This window comes from Fulvivirga maritima (assembly GCF_021389955.1).
Taxonomy (GTDB): Bacteria; Bacteroidota; Bacteroidia; order Cytophagales; family Cyclobacteriaceae; genus Fulvivirga; species Fulvivirga maritima.
The window spans coordinates 164,543-186,585 of record NZ_CP089980.1; the positions used below are offsets into that span (position 1 = coordinate 164,543).

Consider the following 22,043-nt stretch of genomic DNA (forward strand, 5'->3'; position numbering starts at 1 on the left):
GAATAAGATCAGCTTGTACACCATAGCCATCCTATCACAATTTCAAAATTACAGACCCTACATAATGTAAAGGTCTACTACCAGCGGGTTATTGCCATTGGTCTGCCCGCCTACGTTCTGATTTTGAGATGGTCATCAAATAATTATTTAAAAGAATTACCAATACTAACCGAATAAGCATATGGATAACTTTCCTGATTACGCGGAGCTTTTTGGAGCTCTTGACTTTAAAAAAGGTGATGAGGCACGCACCGTGTACTCACCAGCGGCTTACCTGGCCGATTTATTACAACTCATGGATGATGAGTTTGCAGATGATGAACTCAATGAAAGAAGGTCCGATATTAGAGGCATCCTTCTTGACTCTGAAAACACATATACGCTAATTCCTTACCTCGGAATTGTTAATGAAATACTGGAGAATAAATTACTTAACGGTAATAACAGTATCAGTAATCTAGAAGAGGTCTATTCAGAACTTTTACCTAATACTAAATACCCCTTCAACATGCCCTTTAACCTGGCTGAAGAAGAAATAAAGCTGTATTTACAATATTTAGGTATATCAACGGAAGAGTTGCATAAGCTATTTGCTACAAAAGAGCAACTTGATGATGAAACTGTCGCCCGAGAGTACTTAGGACTGTCTCTTGAGGATTGGGCCATAATTACAAGAGCAAATGGCATCACCGATGAGCAAATGAAAGAATACTTCGGATACGGCAGCAACATCAGCAACGATGATTTTAAAAATGACTTGTCACAAGTAAACAAATTTATAGAGTCAACTGGCGTAACAAGTCAAGAACGCCGAGAACTCATAAAACAAAAATTAAGTGAAGCTGAAATTCAAGAAAAACTCGCTATTCAATTTTATATTAATAATGTTAATCAAGACTATGCCCTATTTAATGAAAGTGAAGACGTTATAAAAAGTAGTAGTAATAGTAAATTATTGACCATCTGGTTTGACAGGGTCAATAAATTTATCCGTTTAGCTAAGAAAGCTGAAATAAACTTCACTCATTTAGACACTATTCTCAGGTTATGTAACAAAGCATTGCTCAATACAGAGGCTCTTAAAGTAATCGCGTCTATAAAAAAACTTCATGAAACCACAGAACTACCCATTGACGAAATAGTAGCATTAATAGCTAGCATCAACGAAGTAGGTCACACTGAAGGTGAAATGCCCGAAGACCTATTTAACAGGGTGTTCAATAACAAGTATGCGGAGCAGGACAATCAATATATTGCATCTGGAAATGGCATAGTACCTCATCAATTTCTTAAAGAGGGCTATACTAATATGGAATATGAGAACGACCTCTTTTCTGAAGCCAATTATTACTTCAGAAAAAGACTGATTCATGCCTTAGCCATATCAGAACTGGCACTGGAAAAGATCATTCAGCGATTGGATGACAAAGAAGTAAATAGTGAATTGTGGTTATCTTCTGACAAGAAAATTGAACTGCTCAATTTACTGTATCGCTTTGTAAAACTAAGTGAAGTACTTGATCTTACTCACGAAGAAGTATTTACACTTTTTGACTTGCTGGAGCAGGACTCTAGCATCCTCGAATTTAACCAGCATAGCACCTTTCTCAATGAAAGGCCTTCCAGTCAGGATTGCCTGAATATATTTATTGAAGGCAGTGCAGAAGATAGGCTTTGGTTAGTACAAAGCATGCATGCACTGGCCAAGTGGATGATTACTTATGACCTCCATACAGATACATTATGGCACATAACTACCGGCATGTACACAAACGCAAAAGCAGAAATGGCAGCTAAAGACCTAACAGTCGCTCAGCTCAATGCCATGCTCAAAGCTTTTGAAGAAGTTACGTTACATCCTAAAGCATTTGAGCAAGGAGCCATTGATGAAAGAACAGCAAAGATAATTTATGCTCACCTCAATCATGTAAGTAATAACACTTGTAAACATAAAATAAAGCTTCTGGATACTAAAGAAGAAGAGGCACATTCTATTGCCAATAATATTATCCCCTCTCTATCAAAAGTAAGTACGTTAGATTTTAAAGGCTTAGGCATAGAAGAGGCTCTATTAGAAAAAATCAGTAGAAACCTAATTTACAAAGGCTACACCTCCCCTTCCGGTATAGTTATAAGCGAAAAATTACCTGAAGACATAGAAGAATTCCAGCTGGAAACGGACTTTGACTTTTGTCTTAAAGAAGTATTTGACATTATTCATAGCCTGTACATCGACACCGAGTCAAAAACACCTGAAAATGAAGAAGTTATATTTAATGTATACCCCTCTGATTTTAGAACTTTACCCCTAGCTGAAGAAAAAATACAAGAGATTTACGACAACCTGATTTTCAATCACTATATAGATGAAGAAGGCATGGTTATCTTTAGTAATTTTTTCAGCTATCCAGCAAACTGGCAGCATTTTGACGTCAACACCCACATCCAAGAGCATGCCTCTGAGATATATCGTCTACTGAATAATCAACTAGATGAATTCCAAACTAAGAAGGTAAAACTTACCACTAGCACCTTTAACGAACTTCCTCTCACTGAAGTAGAAATACAGGATTTGCTTAAAAACCTTACTTTCAACGAATACATAGACGAAAGTGGCATAATAAAAAATAAGGAGAGGTTATTGGCCGAAGACTTCGAAAGCCTACGCTTAGCTATACAGTTTTATCCTTATCGCCATAAAATTTTAAAACTGATAAATGGAACTATTGAAAGTGTCCGCAAGCAATACCTGATGCTAAATAAAGCAAAGCTGGCAACAATTACGGATAGCATCATTGCTCAGTGGGCTTATGAAGATCTACAAGGCAATTACTTGAATGGTGATGAATTAATGCCTGAAGCGAAAACCTTCTTTAATGATGATGATAATAAAGATAAACTAATCCTAGGGTATTACTTTGAAGCAAATACTGGAGTGGTAATTTTTAACCGCATGCAGCAAATCATAAAGAATTCAGAAAAATACCAACTGACGGATAAGCCATTACTAGATTTAAAATTTTATCAAAATGAAATTGACGAAATCTGGTCAATACTTATGGATCTCAATTTAATAACATGGTCAGGACATATTCCTTTTAACAAAATAGATTATTTCCTTAACTCTGATCATGCCATAAGCTTTAGTGTGAATGGGTTTGAAGACTTCAACAAGGAAATATTCTTCATGCTTCAGAATGTTGCAAAAGCTACCAGAGCATTACATCAAGAAATCGTCAAGGTGATCATAAGCCTCGCAGAAGCCCAAGACAATTTACTTTGGGAAAACCTAAAAGCTATTTTTGGAATTGACATAGGCAGTCTCAAAGTAATTTCTGATGTTATCTTCGAAGGGCAGGACAAAAAGAAAGCCTGGCTACTACCTGCTATGGAAAGCACCAATGGTCTTGGCGAAATTACAGGCTTACCGAACAACAAAGCTTATAATAAAGCTTTCCAAAGGGTGAGACAATACGCGTTACTGGCCAAAAAACTGCAAATGGGAGAAAAAGAGACCGCCATAGCCTTCCATGATCAGGATCTGGCAGCTAAATTTCCTGAAGCGCTGGAGTTGCCAGAAGGTATAGAAGAATTCAACCTTTTGCTTGAAGGGGAAGAACTCCTTTATCTTTTTGCAGATGATAACAATGATCATAAATACTGGACATACCGCCGCTCAGACTATGAATTGGTTGATCGCTACGGTTTGCAAATAGATGACCCTAAATCAGACAACCTCCTGGGAAAGGAAGAAAAAGAAATCATAGACCGGTTAAGAAAAGATGATGATTTGAGAAAAACCATCAAAGAAGACCCTATCCGTCACCTTTTTGAAAAAGAAGGTATGGTGCAGGTAGATGCAGCTTTTTACGATAAAATGGGTAACCTGTATGTTATCAGTGGCGGAAATTACTTTGTGAAGATGAAAGTCAAAAACTACTGGGAGGAAAAAGAGAACCCATTTGGCCTTGTAGATAATGATTTTGAAAAAATCAGCACTATTGATGCCGCTTATGTAGACAGTAACAACAGGTTATATCTTTTTGCTGATAGCATGTACGTCAGATATTCAGATTTCAGTGATACTGCTTATATTGATGAAGGCTATCCTAAATACATACAGGAAGGCTGGGCTGAAGAAAATGCAGAGGTCAACTGGCCGGAAATTTTTACAGAAAAAGTGGATGCTGCTTTTGAAGGCAAAGATGGGAATACGTACTTCTTTCATAGAAACCAGTTTGTAAGCTCAGAAGACAAAACAATCAGAGACATTAAAAACCACTGGGGAAAACTAAAATATGACTTTAAAGATATTGATAAAATTGACGGTGCATTTACACATGAAGGTGTTACCTATATTTTTGCTGGCGAAGCAATTTTCAAATATACAGATTCACTGGAAAATGAGGACACTCATGTTGCAGATGGTTTTCCTATGTCAATTAAAGATTATATCCCTGATCTACCTCTGGAATTCGCTAACGGCGTGGACGCAGCGTTTAAAGGAGCGGACGACATAATTTATCTGGTAAAAGGTGAATACAATGTGCAGCTTACTTCTACTGATGAAGGTAACTTCTCTGTAATGCCGCTTTTTGAGAAGAACTGGGGGGCTCTTCACAATCCTCTACAGGAGAGTACAGACAATGCGCAAGTAGATGCTGCGATGATTGGCCTGGATGGATATACTTACCTTTTTAGCGGAGATATGTATTACCGCTATAAGACTAGTGATTATACTATGGTAGATCCGGGATACCCAAGATTGATTGCCGATGACTGGGAAGGCCTGACTCAGATAGATGCAGCTTTCGTGCTAGATGGCAAAACCTATATATTTGGAGAAAAAAGCATCAACGGTTCTTCCGAATATGTATACATCCGCTACTCAACCAAAGACTATACGCAAATTGATGAAGCGGATGAAGAAAAAGATTCATATATCACTCCCATTGGCAATTTACTGGATGTAGAAGAGATAGAAGTATACCCTACCCTGCAGGAAAGCTTGAAATGGTGGAGCTTGCCGCAAAGCGCTATTGATGCAGGATTTCAAAAAGCAGATGCTATACTCAATGCCCATGATGGTTCAACATATATGTTCTTTAGTAAGAGTGATCCTGAAATCATTGAAGGATATGTAATAGAGTTTAATCATACCCATCGCTGGTGGTCTGAGCCGGTTAAAATCAGCGAAAAGTGGAATGACTTGCCCTTTAATACTATTGATGCAGCAGTAGCAGGAAAAGACGGAAAGACCTACCTTTTCTCAGGAGATGAATACGTGAGGCTTTCAGACAAAGAAGCCTGCCATATCGATAACGGCTATCCCCGTAAAATCAGTAAATACTGGGGTAAAGTAAAAAATAATATTCTCGAGAATGGACACATTGATGCAGCCGTAGTAGTGGAGTCACGCGAAATGGATGAAGATGCTGATGGAGATGACATCCGTAAGGTGGAAAGCCATACATACCTCTTCAGTGGAAATCAATTCTTCAGGTATGAAGGAAATGAATATTCTACCGTAGAGCCAGGCTATCCAAAACCTTTAAGCCACTTAAGGTATGAACCCCGGTTTATGAATCTTTCCTCAAAAGTAGAACAAGTAGATGCTACATTAGCTGATTTCAGGAATGTATACATCTTTGAAGGAAAGAAATGCCATGTTATTTCTGATGTAAAAAGTATTGCATACAAAAGCGAAAATCCTCCAGAAGATTATAGTAAAACTAATGTTTCTTATAAATATCCTGAAACTGCATTTAACAGGGAATCTTTCGTAAACACCAGAGCCCTTTTTACAGAGAGGGGTTCAGCATTTGGTTTGAAAGATCAAGCCTGGGTGAAATTTTCTGCATTGGAAGGTAATGATATTTTCGAAACAGTCGATACTCCATTGGTGATCAACGATGCTCCGAACGCATACAAGCAAGACCTTGACGCCATACTGCAAGGCACGGATGGTAACACCTATTTCTTTAAAGGCGAAAAGTGCTATAACAGCTTATTGGAAACCGAATACAATATAGATGTACAATGGGGCAAACCCGAGAATAACATTAAAGAAACAGATCGGATTGATGCAGGTTTTGTAGGTCGTGATGGCAAGACCTACGTCTTTAGCGGCACACAATACTATACCTATGAAGGGCAAAATTATTTAGGTGTAGCCTTAGAAAACCATCCAGAGCTAATTGCTTCACACTGGGGAGGGATCAATCAGGTGACATATGCCTATGTAATCAATGGAAAAACCTACCTGTTTGAAAAAGCAGACCTTCATGGCAACTTCAGAATGGTAGTTTATAAAACCGATGATTACAGACTGGAAACGCCAGAAACACAATATGTCGATCTCAGCTATTGGGCAATACCTGCTGCTCAACAACGTGCCGGTTTTGATCAGTTCGATGCTATTCTTTGCCTGGATGATAATCTCATATTCATCAAAGGCCGCCACTTTATCAGATATCATGTAGAGGAAAAAAACTGGTCACACCCAAAAGAACTCAGTTTATTATTCCCGGATCTGCATTTCAATAATACAACTTTTAAAAAAATAGAAACTGCATTCTGGGGAGCTGATAACAATGTATATTTCTTTGATGAATGCTACTTTATTGTAGGCACACACCATAGCGACGGCAGCTATTCATACACCAACCTGGAAGAAATTAATCATCATTGGGGACTATTCGCCAACCCATTTAGCAACGGAGTAGATACTGCCTTTGTATATGAAGGTGTTACTTATCTCATTGCCGGCAATTATTTTGTAAGGTACTCAGACAATGATTATGAATCAGTGGATATGGGCTACCCAAAAAAGGTCTCTGAAAGTCTTATGAACGAAGAGCCATTCCTACATATAGGCGAAGTTCTTCAGTGTAGGCTAAAACACATGAAACATGATGATACCATAAAGATTAATGCCGTTATCGCAAATAAAAGAAATACCTATGTCTTAATAAATGACGATCTTCATGTAAGCTCAAAAACTATTGAAAATGACTTCTGGTTCTCGAGGCTCAGCCATACGCGAAATAATATAAGTGAAACCGGGGTTATAGATGCCACCTTTACTACAGATGAACATACTTACCTTTTCTCTGGTGACCAGTATATCCGCTATACAGGAAACCGCTATGACTATGTAGATATTGGCTATCCAAAATTAATCATGGAAAGTTTGAAAAGTGACTTGGGATTAGGCCAAAACGTCGAATTACCATCTGAGTTTAAGTATGGTATTGATGCAGCGTTCTATACCAACTCCATGCTTACTATTTTCAAAGATGAAAACAACTGGATTTCTTCAGACGGTGCAGTAGAAGCTATACAGGGAAAATGGGGTCAGATTAAAAATAATTTCAGTAAAGCTACACCTATTGACACTGCCTATACCGATGAAGCTGGAAAACTGTTTGTTTTTAAAGAAGATCAGTTCATTTGCTATAGTGACACAAGCATCCTGTTTAGTGCTGATGAAGATCTGCCTAAATTCGTAGATGCCGGCTACCCCATGCTTATAGAAGAGCATAAAGCACATTTGCCTGTAGCTTTTACGAGCAATCTGGACAGTACTTTCTGGTTCGAAAACAGACTGTTTTTCGCGCAAGGGTCTCAGTACCTTATGTACAAGCCAGGCATGAAAGCTTGTGACAACCGTTTCTACCCTCAGGAATTCAAATACCGCTGGGGCAACTGGTCAGACTACCTGCTGATGGATATCTATCTACTTGCCAAGTTCATGAAGCTCAGTGAGCAGTTTTCCAGCTCAGAAGAGACACTTTCCAGTCTGCTATATGACAGGGACGGCTATACTAAAGAGCCATACTGGGCACTGGCAGAGATCTTCGGGTTTGACAAAGAAGAAATACGCTGGGTACTGAGAAACAATGCTTTTCTTTCCAGAACCAACGAAATGGAGCAGGATTTTCAGTTAGAGGCTATCATCCGTTTATATGACATACTTTCTACAGCAGAGCGCTTGAAGGTAGACGCCAGCATGTTGTATAACGCCGTATGGATGGAACTTTACAGTAAACAGAGAACCTATGATACGGCAGCTCAAGCAGCAAACAACATTTACAGAATGCTCGGATCAGTAGACTACAATGATAACTACAAAGCATTGTTTGACGAGATAGAGCGAGCACTCAACACCATTAAACGTGATGCCCTGGTACCTTACGCTATTGCTAATGACGCCGAAGTTGAAGATGCCCGAGCTCTATACGAGAAACTACTCATTGATGTGCAGACGGAAAATGAAACTTCCACTTCGCGCATTAAAGAAGCAACCATGGCCATTCAACTATTCTTTCATCGATATTTTATCCATTTGGAGGAAGTAGACCTTAACGGAAATATAGATGAAGCAAGGTGGCATGCCTTGAAGAACCAGTGGGAATGGATGCGCAACTACCGAGTATGGGAAGCCAACCGCAAAGTATTCCTGTACCCTGAAAACTACATTAGACCAGAGCTAAGAGATGAAGACATGAAAACACCTGCTTTTGAGACCCTGGAGCAGGACCTTATGCAAGGAGAAATCACCGATAAAGCAGTGGAGCGTGTCTACAAAAAATACTTGGATGAATTTACCGAAGTATCCCGATTAAAAATTGCAGGAGGTTATATTTTTGAAGATTCGGATGAAAGCAATCCGGATGTAGCGAGCCGTCGGTTAGTTTTACTGGGGCGAACCAAATCAGATCCTATGCGATATTATTATCGCTTCGGCACCTTCCTGGATGGCGACTACAACGCCGACAGCTGGAAGGCCTGGAAGCCCCTCAATATTAATATTGATTCGGAAAAAGTCTATCCTGTATATGCATTTAACCGAGTGTTTGTATTCTGGCCTAAAATAGAAACTATCGCTGCAGATAGCCTAAGTACCAATATTGATAATTCCAACGAGATTGTTAATGTCACTTCAGAGTCTAAGGTTCTATACAGCGTGAAAGTCTACTTCTCATACTATGATCTGAACGAAAACTGGGTACAGCCCCAAGAGCTCAAAACCGTTTTTGAAACGGCGATTGAAGAAGAAGAACTGGCCGCTTACCTAAAAAATGTGGACGACGGAAATATTGCTGATAATTTCTATAAAGGAATCAATATCAATGAACTCAATCTAAGCAATTTCACATATCAGCATGACCCGCTCTTATCCCAAAAAGAAATTGCTGATGTAAACCTGTCCATTGCTTTTGCGGATACACTGGGAGATACAATGCACGACAACATTGTAATCACCTGCCAATACAGCACCGTACGCCTGAAGGAAGAAATCATTCCTAACAATGCGAACCAACTGAAAATGGCTGATAAAAATAAAGTTACACGCAGCTTTATCCTCACGCCCGAACTATATACTCAACTGATAGCAAACCCAGTAGCCTTTGGCAATTCTGGGAAGAATGTTTTTACTCAATTATTTGATGAAGGCGAAATAGAAGAAGAAAATATGGTGGCTTTAAACACTACTTCCAACTCATTAGATGCTCCCTGGTTCGCATTTGATCATAAAGGAGGAAGTTTCTTATGCAAGCCAGATATCAAACTATTAGACCCTGATTCCATAAATACCGCCGCTACAATAGATGCTGCCTTTCATACAAATGGAGTAACCTATTATTTCAATGGGGAAAAGTATTATGATGACCTAGACCAGGCAGGCACTGAAATAAGTTCAACGTTTAAAAAGTGGACTATTCCCATGCAGTATTTCAGAAGAGTGGAATCTGCATTCTATACACATTTAGGGTATTCTATTATCATGGATAATGAGTCCTTCACAAAAGTCAATAGTTCAACGGATTCATATAATCAAATTACTCCCCCTCTGGTTTATGATAATAATTTGTATGAAATAATCACAAAACTAAAAGAGAGCCTGGTAGAAAATGGCTCCAGCGTACTTTTAAGCGTATCTTTAAAAGAGAATTTAAAAAAACTGAAGGTAGTTGCCGCTTATGAATATGTACTAAATGGTTTAAATGCTTTTTACAATATTAACCGCAATTATCCCATGAGATATCATTTTGTGGTTTCTGACACAAACAATGTCAGGTCAATCTATTTCCTAGCTAAGAATGATCATGGAACATGGGATTTAATTTATCCTGAGAACCCATCAACAATTACTTTTGTAGGTGATACTGAAAGAATCCATAGTAAAGAATGGACTGCAGCTTTTTCTCATACTGTAGAGGTTATTGATAGCAACATGCAAAAACATGTGAATTTCCAAATTGGATTTCAAAAAAATGTAATGCAGGCCATTACGCAGATATCTTCCCAAGAACAAAACATACAAGACCCCGTTACATATATTTTTTCATGGACAGGCACAAATACTCATAAATTGAATAAAGAAATAATGGGTGCTGCCAGTCATGAAACTGGGATTAAGATCTTTAGTGAACATGAATTTATGAGTGTAAGCGTGCAAGATTTTAAAGAAGATGAGAATCACATCATTCTTCCGGAACTTTTGGCACAGTTGATTGATGAATGGCAAACGAGTACAATTTCCCTGGAAAAAACGATCAAAGTAGAAAAAGCCTCTGATTTTCACACTACCAAAAACGTCCATAGAGAAACTACTATAAGGTACGATGGCACTAATATCTCAACCCGTTCGAGCGAAACCAGTATAGCCACATCTAATGAGGAAGATTATTTTAATAATAACGCAACCCCAATAACAGCAGAGAGCCAAATCGGATCCATCTCCACAGAAATCTATACAGTAGAAGATAAAGAGTGGGTCAAGAAGAATGAAGAAGAGATCCCCGTTGACCACGTAGATGCTGCCTATATTGCAGCAAACAAACTTATCCTCATCAATGAAGATAAGTATGCGACTTACAACCTAACTGACAGTGGAAATATCCCGGATACTATTAATAACGAACAAGCAAAATGGGTAGATGCCACAGCAAGCCATATAGATGCCGCTTTTGTATGGGAAGATCAGGTATACCTGGTAGAAGATGACCACTACTACGTCATCAGCACAGATGCCGAACCTGATGATTTGGGTGAAGCCAGGCCTATTAAAGGAAACTGGAGCAACATACCTACATCATTTGTATCAGGTATTGAGGCTGCATTGGTGAAAGACAATGAGCTTACCTTTTATAAAGGAGGGCAATCCATTACCTATGGTAAAGGTGAAGAAGATAACCAGCTCTACCTGAACAGTAACGTTGATTACCAGATCATCCGGCTGACCAGTAGTACCGCCAAGGATTTCAACAAACTACTCTTTCAGAAGCAAATACAAGGTTTTCTGCAACTGGAAACTCAGCAGATTAATGAAACTCCTGCTTTTAGCTATACAAACAAGGATGCCACTACCATTAAAGTAAAAGATGCTAATGCAGTGAAGTCCTTACCTACTAGTACCCATATCGACTACCACAGTGCAAATGGCTTGTACTACTGGGAAGTATTCTTTCATGTGCCTTTCCTTATTGCTCAGTCACTGAATACTGACCAGAAGTTTGAGGAAGCGAAAGAATGGTATGAACATATATACGACCCTACCGCTGCCCAATATTTCTGGAAGTTTCTACCTTTTCAGAGCGTAGATATCGATGCCTTGATAGAACCGGCAAAACTGTTAGCAGATGAGTTCGGGCAGAATCTATTCGTTATGATAGAAAAGGTGGGCAAAGTACTCAAAAAGTATGACGATGAGTTTTTAGGTATTAGCACTTTTGGTGATCACAATACGGATACCCTTGAAAATCTGACTGATTATCTCACTAATACAACTAACTATTTTGGTAACGTTTTGAGCGAGGTAAAGAAATTGATTACTCCAAACTCCAAACCCGAAAGCCCCGAGCAACAACTTCTGGAGATCTTACAACTGATGCAGCAACTCCCTGAGAATTATACCCGGATGCAAACAACCGTAGCCCAGGTACAAACCTACCTGTCAGACCCGTTTGATCCGCATGCCATCGCGCAGCTCAGGCCTATTGCCTACCGTAAGTCAATAGTTATGAGCTACATTGACAACCTGCTAGACTGGGGAGACATGCTCTTCCGACAGTATAGTCGCGAGAGCATCAATGAAGCCCGTATGCTCTACGTACTGGCCTACGACCTGCTGGGAAAAAGACCTGAAAACCTGGGTACACTCGTTTTATCTGATGACAGTAACTATGAGCAATTGTTTCACAATGAAGACGTAAGTTCCGGTGTCGATTATGACTTCCTGCTGGAACTGGAAACGGCTGATTCTACCAATGATCAGTACACCAGCCTTACATTTGCCGGCACCCAGCATGACTCGATAACTAACCCATACTTTTTCATTCCGGAAAATAGCCTGTTTATGGACTACTGGAAGCGGGTAGAAGACCGGTTGTTTAAGATCCGCAATAGCCTCAATATCCTGGGTGAAAAGCAACCGCTGCCGCTCTTCCAGCCGCCTATAGACCCTATGGCTCTCGTTGATGCCATAGCTGCAGGTGGTAGCCTCAGTGGGGCGCTGGCCACCATGCAAGCAAGCGTACCTCACTATCGCTTCACTTATATGCTAGATAAAGCGAAAGCCTATGCTGATAAACTAGCACAGTTCGGAGCTGATTTATTGGGAGCTATTGAGAAAAAGGATGCCGAAGAGCTAGAACTTCTGCACAATAAGCAAGAAGCTATGATCCTTACCCTTAATACCCAGATCAAAAAAGACCAGATCAAAGATGCAGAGTTTACCATCAAAAACCTGGAAGAAAGCAAAAAGAGCGCTCAAGGTCAATGGGAACATTATAGGCGTCTATTAGATGAAGGACTCATAGGTGAAGAGGTCACTCAGATCGCTATGATGTCTGCTTCTACAGCCATCCATAGCTTAATTGCTCTTTCACATATTACTAGCGGCTTGTCTTATGTTATACCTCAAGTGACCGCAGGGCCATTTAGCTTTGGGGTAACCTCCGGCGGTCAGCAGTTCGGTAAAATGCTTGAGAAATTTGGAGACAGCTCAGACTCCCTGGCCGAAGGATTGAGCATGGGCGGAGAGATTGCAGGTATCTATGCTCAGTATAAACGGTCTACTGAAGACTGGGAGCTCCAACGGGACATGGCTGGAAGTGAAATAAAGCAACTGGATATACAGATCAATGGAGCCAAACTACAAAAGGCCATTGCTGAGCAAGAACTCAGAATACATGAAAAAGATATTGACAACAATAAGTCTATAGCCCAATTCATGACCGATAAGTTCTCTGGTTTGCAACTCTACAGCTGGATGAGCAGCAAGCTCTCAGGGCTGTACTACCAAACCTACAAGATGGCACACGACATTGCCAAACAGGCAGAAAAGGCCTTTGTGTTTGAAACCGGCAGCAAAGAAACCGACATAAAATTCATCGGAGGTACCTACTGGGACAGTCAGAAAAAAGGGCTCATGAGTGGTGAGACCCTGGGTCATGACCTGAGTCGTATGGAAAAAGCTTATATGGAGCAAGATAGCCGCGGCTTGGAGATCACCAAAAACATCTCATTACTAGAGTTGGATCCAATAGCTTACCTCCAACTGAAGATGAAAGGCCAATGTATGTTTAGACTAACGGAAGAGCTCTTTGACCAAGACTTCCCCGGCCACTACAACCGGCAGGTGAAAACCATCTCCGTAGCTTTTGACATCGGGGAAGGCAAGACCGTCAACGCTACCCTCACCCAGCTCAACAATAAGCTGGTGATGGAGCCCGATGTGAAAGCCGTGAAGTACCTGCTCGATGCCAAAGGCGAACAGCCACTTAGCATCCGTACTGACTGGAAAGTAAACCAGCAGATCGCCCTCTCCTATGTGGACGAGTACACGGAAAACAACGGAATGTTTGAGTTGCGCTTTGATGACGAACGGTACCTGCCGTTTGAAGGAACCGGGGCCGTATCGCTTTGGCAGCTGGAACTGCACGGCAAACCGGGAAGCTACAACCTCGAAGAGCTGCTCGATGTCACCATCAAGCTCCGCTATACCGCGGAAAACGGAGGAGCCGCCTTTGCCAATGCCGTAAAAGGGGTGCTGAAGCCTTACAAAGCAACCAGCTTCGTTGACTTGGCCTATACCTTCCCGGAGCAGTGGAACGACTTCATGCTCGGTGACAGTCACACCCTGGAGCTCAACTTCACACGAAGTATGTTTCCGGGGCTGGCCGGCAGCAAGGCGACCGGGCTCATCCTGAGGTACCAGTACCACGACGGTGGCTCGGCGATCTTCGAGCTCAATGACGAGCTCAAACTGGCCAACAATCAGTACCTGGAAGCCTCCAACCTGCAGCTCGCCAGAAATGGCTCCACCTGGAAGTTTACCGTGAAAGGTGACAAGTCGCAGATTGCCAATGTGGAGATGGTCATCACCTACCAGGCCAAAGTGTAAACCAAAAGTGTAGGGATCAGCCTTCCCGGAGAAATGAAGGGATGACAGGGCCACCGTGCCCTGTCCCTCTCCCTCCTCTCCGCATAGCCCCTGTTATGAAGCTGGCTCGGTGTCACCCCTTGGACTAACATTTTTCCAAACCGGAGACACACAATATGCCGTCCATTGCTACCGCTCCGACCCCTCGCAGAGCGTAAAAGGAAACCATACTTAATAGCATAGACTGCCCTCCGAAAAGGGAGGCTTACCCTTCACTTTTTTTAAAACCGAAAAAATCATGTCAAAACTTTCCAGAAAACTCCACCGACTGGCCAAGCGCCAAAAAAAGCGGAAACAAAAACAGGAAACCGCCCGAAGCAAAGCCGAGTCCAAGCGCGAAAGCCGCGCCGTACGGGCAGGTCATGCTGAAAACGGACAGAAGCCTGTAGCAGATAAAAAGCCCAAATATGACCTGGGAAAAGGCCGCAGTGTCTATGCGGTCAAAGACGCCCGGGGCAAAACCGTCTATGTTCCTAAAGAAAGCGAGGCCACCGATGCCGAACGCGAACACGGCCTGTTTGTCAAAGACAGTAGCGTAGACCCGCCCGCCAAAGAAGGCCGGGAGGCCGTAAAAGGCGGCACGCCACGAATAGACCTGGGCAAAGACCGGAACGTATATCCTGTCAAAAATGATGAGGGCAAGACCATATACCTGCCTAAAGAAAGTGAGGCCACCGATGCAGAGCGGGAGCGAGGCCTGTTTGTCAAAGACAGCAGTGTAGACCCACCGACCAAAGAAGGCCGGGAAGCCATAAAAGACGGCACGCCCCGAAAAGACCTGGGCAAAGGCCGGGACGTCTACCCGGTCAAAAAGGACAACGGCAACACGATCTACCTGCCCCGTGAAAGTGACGCCACCGACTTTGAAAAAGCCAACGGGCTCTTTGTGAAAGACAGCAGCGTAACCGAGCCACCTGCACCTGCTGGCAGGGAAGCCCTCAAAGACAAAAAGCCCCGGTACGATCAGGGCAAGGGACGGTATATCTACCCGGCTAAAGACGAAGCCGGCAACACCCGCTACCTGCCCAGGGCAAGCGAAGCGACCGATGACGAAAAGGAGCGTGGACTCTTCGTGCGGGATGAGGAGGTGGACACCCCGGAAGAAAAATGGACCCCTGTAGCCGGGGGCAAACCCAAATACGATCAGGACAAAGGCCGCTACGTATACCCGGTAAAAGATGCTGACGGCCACCTTACCTACCTGCCTGCAGAGGGAGACGCTACGGAATACGAAAAAGAACACCAGCTATACCTGCCCGATGAGGTACTCAAAGACCCAGAAGCCGAGCGCCGTATCCCGGAAACCCCGGAGCGCCTCACCGCCCGAGCCGAGCGTACCCAGCGGCTGCACCCGCCCGGACCCATACCTAACAGAGAAGAAGGGGAACGTATGCTGTACCCCAATACCCGGGCCGATGGCGAAGTAGTCTATCTACCGCAACAAAAGGATGCTACGGCACAAGAGATAGCCGATGGACGGTTTATTTCCGATAAAGAAGCCGGCCTGCAGGAAGGCAAGCCTGACCTCAGCCGCAAACCCTTTAGCGAAGCACTGGACGGTACGCAGCTATGGGACGGCCAGTCACTGCCGCCACCCACCGAGGTACAGCACAAAGCCCTGCTCCGCAGCCTGAAACCCACCTTCGACCCCGAGAACGGGCGCATGCTCTACCCGGTAGAAGGAGACGAGGTAACCCAATACCTGCCCCTGGCCGAAGACGCCACCGCAGCAGAGATCATCGACCGCACCTACGCCCGGTTTACCACCGAGCAGCCTATCGAAGACTTTGTGTTGCAAAATGTGGGCAGTGAAAGCCACGAAGTAGAGGGAGGCACCATCACGGCCGTCGCTATGGAAAATTTAGCTGATGCTTTTACGACAGCACCACTCAAACTGACAGCTCACCGAGCCTTTCAGGAACAATTAGAAAATACCAATACCCCTGCTCAGCAATGGGTGGGATGAGAAAAATCAATTTATAAAACATTAAAATTTTAAGAATTATGGGAGGAAAAAGGAAAAGAAAAGATAGAGATCCTTCAACGGCAAACAAAAAACAAAAAACTAATCGAGAGATGGCCCCTAATAGAAAAGGATCATTAGCTGTATCAAATTATAATAGGTTGCAAAATTTTCCAAATAATAAAGCACAAGAATTATTCAATAAGCTCCGTACAAAAACTACCAAAGAAGCGGGAAATGAATCTAGTGTAATAGATACACTAAAGGAGGAAGAAATAGATAAACAACCCGTCAAAGAATGGTATGAAGAAAAAAAGCTAAGCGAGAAAAGTATGACACCTCAGCGCAAACTGGAAAAACTATTATTGTTGATTGTAGAAGAAAAACTGCCTGAAAGTATAATTGTGCCCCTCAAACTTTTTTTTGCTCATACTGCGAGCTTCGTGCCTGAAAATAATTTAGGGAGGGATTTTCGATCATCTCAACATGGGACATATTTTCGTTCAAGCAACTCTCAGATCAGGGAAGGCAATACACGGTTATTGAAAGAAATAGCTGAAAGTGAGGATATTGACACAAAAGGAAAAACTGCCCAGGTATGGAACCTAAAATATTACGAGCTATTGAAGAAATACGCAAATTTAGGAAAGAATATACTTGAGGCTTTATTCCCAAAAAAGAATGATTTTGCTATCTACACCAGTTCTCAGGGCAGTCGTACGGGTTCTTTGGGGTTGACCTCTAATGTTTACAAGACATTACAAGTAGCTTCAGACTATGAAAAATCAGAAAATGATATTCAATCGCATAATTTTAAATCATCGGAATTATTAAGAGTGATTGGTGAAATCAAGCTAGGGCAGACCGGCAACTATCACGATCAGTTAATTCAGAATAGAGCCGCTCTGGTCGGGCAGTTATCGGAAAGTATCAAAGGTATGTATAGTGCATATGATGCTAATAAAATTAAAAAAATCCGTATCAAGCCTATCCAATCAGGGCAACATCCCAGTTTAATTCTGGAATTACAGCACCCTTCAAGTTTAAATCAAGAAAATACGTATTCTGAAAAAGAATGGCGCGAACTTTTTATTAAAAAGTTTAATGCAGCCGCGGAGGAGAAAGAATTAGATACCAGGATAACGCATCGGGGTAGTTTCGGGTTTTTACATCCCACAGCGTCATCAGTAGGGCATCCGGTAAGAATATGGATGGGGCTTACCCCCGCCCCGGTAATTGCGGAATTGTTGGAGCAAACTTTAAATTCATTGGGGAATGATGAAAGCTTTAAGGAAATAAAAGTTAAGCTGAATGTAAATATTAAAGAAAATAACCCCATACATAGGGAAGCATTAAAGACAGCTGTTAGATATGTGCAGGATGTAGTTGAGGCTATAGGGGAAAAAGTATCCGACCCTAAGAAACTTGTGGATTGGCTGACCGATCGCCTACTTAGAAACTTACACAAAGCGAAACATATCCTCGAAGTTGATTACAATAATTTACATATTTCACAAAAGATGGAAAACGACTATTTAAAGTCTGCACTAGTTATTGAAAATCTAATGGAATATAGTTATATACTGGAGGGAATGAGGGTTAACAACGATCTTCCCGAAGACCCTTACCCAACATATTTAAGGGAAGAATTAGGTTTATCAAAAACTTCTTCATCAAAAACTTCTTCATCAAAAACTTTTTATCTGGATAGCGGTATGCAGGCCATAACCATGGCCAATATAGTTGCTTTGAATCACATTCAAACCGTGCAGGGTTCGGATCAATCACCTGTTCACTCAGTCAACCTATACAGTTATTTTGAATATGGCATGATTGATAAACGTAACCTGAAGCTAATTGATGTCAACAAGGTTAAGGAAGGAGAACAACCAATCAACGGAAAAAATTTTAAAGAAAGATTCGAAACAAAACTCAATAAAGGCAAACCTTCTGTAATTTCAATTGATGTAAATCCCGTTTTCACTGACGCCGCACAAAATGATAATCAAATACCCTATGACCAGGTACTCGAATTGTACCAAACAAAGGAAAGTAAGGACAGCACCATACCCATTTTGGATATTACCAATGGTACATTACAAGATGTAGCTAAACTTGAACTACATAAAAAGTATCCCAGTTTTATCATTGTTGAGAGCCTGTCAAAACATCAGCAATTGAGTGCAGATAAGTTTACTATGGGAAGGATATCAGTTATAGGGGATCAAAACTTTGTTAAGAGAGCTTCTGAATTACTTGAACCGATTCAGAAAGATGCTCACCATCCACTTTTGGAAGCATACAGGTTGAGAATGGATCGGGTGTACCTTAAACAGTTGGAGGAAAATGATAGTCAGGCTTCAAAATCATATGGTCTCAGTAAAAGAGCGAGATATAAAAGCTAGTACGGTACCCTTGCCGGCGATCTAGCTAGCTCCTTTACGTTAATGTTACACATCATACCATACCCTTTATACACATTTAAGATAGGGATAAAAGGACTTCACTTATAAAGCAATTTCAGAGTGGAGCGATAAAATAAAATTTAAATATTAAAAAACAGAATTAAAATGTTACGAAGAGCAGTACAAAAATTCAGGACAGCCGTCAGGAGAAATACTAATACCGACCAACCAACCATGCCTGTAACAGAGGATAGACCGACGGATGAACCACGCCGCGAAATAAGCAGTTCTGAGCTTAAAAATGATCACTTCGATCCACGTGAGACAGTGGACAGCAGGGAAGTGACTAATATAGAACAAAGCCAAAATGATAGCAACGATGAAAATGTACCACCACCTGCTATCAGCGAAGATCCAGTGCCCGCAGCTGAACCAATAGTACAACCAGCCGGAGATAGCATGCAGGCGAGATACAATATGCTGGAAGCAAAGAATAAGACCTGGATGCTATTTATAGATGAAAAAGACCATAACAATGCACTAGGGCCTAAGGCCTATGACGGCAGGCCTGATGGAAGCAGTAAGCGGAGCAAAGGCTCCTATGCCAGTTTTATTTATGCCAATGACTATGTAAGCCGTAATCTGGAGAAAAAAATTACTGTTGAGGAATATAGAAGGTTCAATGAACTGGCTTTATTAGATACCGACCTTGATAAAGGATGGAGAAATGGTGAGATAGAATGGGGTTTGAGCAGGGTGAGCGATGGCCAGCCTGATGAAGACATAATTAAGCAGATTGTCTCACTGGGGCTGCAAATAGTTAAAGAGCAAAATGATCAGGATGCCCGCTATATGGTAAAAGTACCGAAAAAAAGAACGGAGGAGGTACAGCAAGAAGTAGGAAGTATTTTTCAAGACTATTACGCACAATTGGATAATGCCAGAAAAGAAGGAAGAGATGCCGTTTTGAGGCTTATAGCGAATACTTATCAGAGGTTGGAAGTACTACATGCATTTCAAGATGGGACATCGCGCAGCAACCACCTGGTACTTAATAAACTTCTGGTGGAAAATAGTTTCAACCCTGCTATTATTGATACCCCCAATGCGCCACAGCTCACCATAGAACAGTTGGTAGAGAAAATCAGCAGAGGCATGAACCTTACACGCAAGAAAGCAACAGAGGATTTATTCAAGATGGAGCAAAATTTAATCCCGTTTTTTGTTATAAGAATTAAAGAATTATCTCCAGGACACTCGCCATTACCAAAGTACTTTAAAGAATCATTTGCAGAAGTAACGGGTACTGCTACAGCACCTGCCCAAACCGGGGAGGTGGACCAGCCACAAACTGGTGCAGATGATGATGATGAGGATTACAGATAGCGTTAGCCATAGGTGAACCCTCATTGTGGATCAATTGAGAGTTTGTAACCCGTACCCTATACTGTCTATCATTCCGGAAAACGTCATCCCTGAATTTCGAATCTTAGCGTAGAAAATTTCCTGAATCCCAGGTTCGAGAGGCTCACCCTTCACGCGGTATGAACCAAAGACACTGCTTCTAAACTCCAAGCACGGCTCCTCTTACGCTCCGCACGGGGTGACGAGGGTATATTGTTTGGTGTGCGGTATTTACGGGCCTATACCTCTGCTATATTGGTTTCCCTGAGGCTGGTTATTAGGTCCACAAACCTGAAGCCGTGTCTTTAATAATGTCGTGATACATTCCATTAACATTAATAAGTAAAATAAAAAAATATGAACAAAAACAAAAAAGCCATAATAGTTGTAGGAGATAGCACTATCCATTCTGCTACAGAATACGGACAGCATCCTGTCCCCACCGGCCCTTTAGATCTAAGCATCAAGTTCCTGAAGGACCTGACTCCTCGTCCGGCAGGACTTTCCAACATTAAATTTACTGAACCCGCAGGGCACACCACCAGTTATGCCTATCCTCTGGCCAAGCGGCTAAAAGCTACCCTGCACTGTGAGGAGCTGTTAATACTTCCCTTTGGAAGCAAAGGTGCCAGCTGGCTCGATGGCCATTGGTCTCCTGACGGAAATTTATACAGCGACCTGATCGATCAGGTGCAGTACGTCATTGAAGTGCTGGGATACGAGATCGAAGGAGTATTCTGGGCACAGGGACGCCAAGATTGCAAAAATGATAACCTACCTAATGGATCCGGCCGGTTCCCTCACTACGAGTATTTCAAATACCTGCTGGATAGTATCGCCATGACCATTCGGGATGTCGCTGAGGCCGCTGGGCAGGCTGATGCCCATTCGATACCCTTTATTACTTTCGATATGAAGCAGGCGTGGGTAAGCAACGACAATCACCGAAAGGTAGTGCAAGCTGCCCTTGAAGAAATCGGTGACCGGATACCTTTTGCTTATAATGCAGCTACAGATGAGTTGCCACAAGATTTGCCTGACTCAGAATACAGGCAGTATGATGCCCGTCAGGTACTCGCCATGAGTGACAAGTTGTATGATGCTTTTAACGATGCCAAGCGAAAAAGAAACGTGCAACACCCTGTGAAAAAAGGAAAATATCTTCTCTATTCTTTAACGCATGCCCCTGAGTCGGATTCAGATCAAAGTACTTTTAGCCATCCGCTGGAAGCCCTTCACTATGGGGAAAAATCAGACCTAACGAAATACAGCAGACTGGGGGATATCTGGAAGTACCGCAAACACAAAAAATACCGGTTTCAGATCGAGTATGACTTCTTTGACGCACAAGAGGAAACTTGGGCTACTCACTTTATGACTTTCGAACAACTATTCATCCCTTACATGTTTGAAGCCGATAAAAGTGTTGCCAGCCTCATAGAGGCCTCTATTAATGTTTCGTTCGGTGGTTCAGTCGCTGGTTTCCCAGGGCTTCACTACATACCGAACGATAGCTGCCTAATGGCAATGGCTAGCGAACTTACAAATGAGGAGGACTTTTATGCTTTTCTACCATGTGGCAGCACGGCTCTATACTCTAACCAAGAGATGGATAGCGGGTATCTCATTGCTAAAGGCACAGACCTCACATTGGCTAAGGCTATACGTCTCTATGCGCTAGTAGATTAAAAGAAGGGTTTCTTGTGATCCACAATCCCTTAGTTTACTCTTTCGGAAATTTTGTGTCAGTGCAACTTATAGTAGCCTTTTTAAGCCTTCAGCTTAATTATTGATGTCAAGAAAAGGCAGATCATCCATC

The 22,043-nt window shown here is 42.0% G+C and carries 5 protein-coding genes; all 5 read left to right on the plus strand.

From position 1 onward, the window contains the following. Window positions 1-181: 181 nt before the first annotated feature. The 5 genes from LVD15_RS00835 (at window position 182) to LVD15_RS00855 (ending at window position 21,913) form a co-directional block, all read left to right on the plus strand. A complete protein-coding gene (locus tag LVD15_RS00835) occupies window positions 182-14,413 on the plus strand; it encodes a Tc toxin subunit A-related protein (RefSeq protein ID WP_233778414.1) in 14,232 nt (4,743 codons plus the stop codon). 277 nt (window positions 14,414-14,690) lie between these two features. Further along, window positions 14,691-16,418: a hypothetical protein gene (locus LVD15_RS00840; protein ID WP_233778415.1), complete on the plus strand. Its 1,728-nt coding sequence runs from the start codon at window positions 14,691-14,693 to the stop codon at window positions 16,416-16,418. Window positions 16,419-16,456: 38 nt separating this feature from the next. Beyond that, window positions 16,457-18,820, plus strand: coding sequence for a hypothetical protein (locus LVD15_RS00845; protein WP_233778416.1), 2,364 nt, complete (start codon window positions 16,457-16,459; stop codon window positions 18,818-18,820). A 165-nt stretch (window positions 18,821-18,985) separates the two neighbouring features. Continuing rightward, complete coding sequence (locus LVD15_RS00850) at window positions 18,986-20,206, plus strand: hypothetical protein (RefSeq protein ID WP_233778417.1); 1,221 nt, start codon at window positions 18,986-18,988, stop codon at window positions 20,204-20,206. A 375-nt stretch (window positions 20,207-20,581) separates the two neighbouring features. Next, a complete protein-coding gene (locus LVD15_RS00855; RefSeq protein ID WP_233778418.1) occupies window positions 20,582-21,913 on the plus strand; it encodes a sialate O-acetylesterase in 1,332 nt (443 codons plus the stop codon). Window positions 21,914-22,043: the final 130 nt, after the last annotated feature.

What these genes read in the sequence shown, in the direction of transcription:
- LVD15_RS00835 (WP_233778414.1), top strand. Translation starts at nt 182, where the DNA reads ATGGATAACTTTCCTGATTACGCGGAGCTTTTTGGAGCTCTTGACTTT.
- LVD15_RS00840 (WP_233778415.1), top strand. Translation starts at nt 14,691, where the DNA reads ATGTCAAAACTTTCCAGAAAACTCCACCGACTGGCCAAGCGCCAAAAA.
- LVD15_RS00845 (WP_233778416.1), top strand. Translation starts at nt 16,457, where the DNA reads ATGGGAGGAAAAAGGAAAAGAAAAGATAGAGATCCTTCAACGGCAAAC.
- LVD15_RS00850 (WP_233778417.1), top strand. Translation starts at nt 18,986, where the DNA reads ATGTTACGAAGAGCAGTACAAAAATTCAGGACAGCCGTCAGGAGAAAT.
- LVD15_RS00855 (WP_233778418.1), top strand. Translation starts at nt 20,582, where the DNA reads ATGAACAAAAACAAAAAAGCCATAATAGTTGTAGGAGATAGCACTATC.